Annotated in this window: 2 protein-coding genes; both read right to left on the minus strand. The window is 64.4% G+C overall.

The genetic code is table 11. The features are described from left to right. Positions 1-219: 219 nt before the first annotated feature. The gene (locus L6Q96_23150) at positions 220-807 is read right to left on the minus strand and encodes an NADH-quinone oxidoreductase subunit B (protein ID MCK6557447.1); all 588 of its coding nucleotides are present in this window, start codon (positions 805-807) and stop codon (positions 220-222) included. A gap of 28 nt (positions 808-835) precedes the next feature. Next, positions 836-1,033 (minus strand): hypothetical protein (locus tag L6Q96_23155; GenBank protein MCK6557448.1); only part of this gene is annotated, 198 nt, incomplete at its 5' end.

Here is a 1,033-nt window from a genome sequence, read left to right on the forward strand (position 1 = left end):
TTTCCTTGAGGTGCTTCAGGACCTCGAAGGCATCCACCGCGGGCACAATGGCGAACGGATCGCCGTTGGCGACGGCGGGCGCTTCGATGCCGGGCCAGCGCTTCTTCAGATGTTCGACGATGGCATTGAAGTCCATGGCACTCCGGCGCTCCCCTTGCGCTTACCTTTTGCTTCCCGTCGGTTTTGAACGAATCCCCGAAACCCCTAGCCCGGCGGCTGCTACGCCTTGACCAGTTTCGCGCCGCCCGAATGGCGCGCGAAGGGGTCGTGCGCGTGCGGATCCTCGACGACGATCGGGGTACGCGGCTTGGGCGTCTTGCCCTGCTTGCGCAGCACGCGCTCCTCGTGGATCACCTCGCGCAGCTTGAAGACGCCCTCGATCAGCGCCTCGGGCCGCGGCGGGCAGCCGGGCACGTAGACGTCGACGGGGATGTACTTATCGATGCCCTTCAGCACGCTGTAGCTGTACTTGCAGAAGGGCCCGCCGGCGTTGGCGCAGCTGCCCATGCTGATGACCCACTTGGGCTCGGGCATCTGTTCGTACAGGCGCTTCACGCGGCTGGCCATCTTCAGCGTGATGGTGCCGGCGACGATCATCAGGTCGGCCTGGCGCGGCGTACTGCGCGGGATCATGCCGAATCGGTCGCTGTCGTACTTGCTGGCGCCCCACTGCATCAGCTCGATGCCGCAGCAGGCGGTGGCGAAGAGCAGGTACCAGAGGCTGTGCTCCTTGCCCAGGTTGAGCAACGTGTCGACGTTGGTGAAGATCACGTTCTCTTCGTCGAATCTATTCTGCAGGATGCCCATGACGGCCTTCCTTTCGGTGCAGCGCGGACTAGACGGCCTTCTCCGACGGCGCGATGGGCGCAGCGGAGATCTTCTCCCAGCTGCGCAGGCCGCGTTCGGTCGGCATGCGGAAGCTGCGGATCCAGTCCAGGTCGCCCTTCTTGAGAATGTAAACCAGGCCCAGGCCCAGCACGTCGAAGAAGAACATCAGCTGGACGACCATCAGCACGGCCAGCGCCGGCGAGTC

Source organism: Candidatus Binatia bacterium, from assembly GCA_023150935.1.
Taxonomy (GTDB): domain Bacteria; phylum Desulfobacterota; class Binatia; order HRBIN30; family HRBIN30; genus JAKLJW01.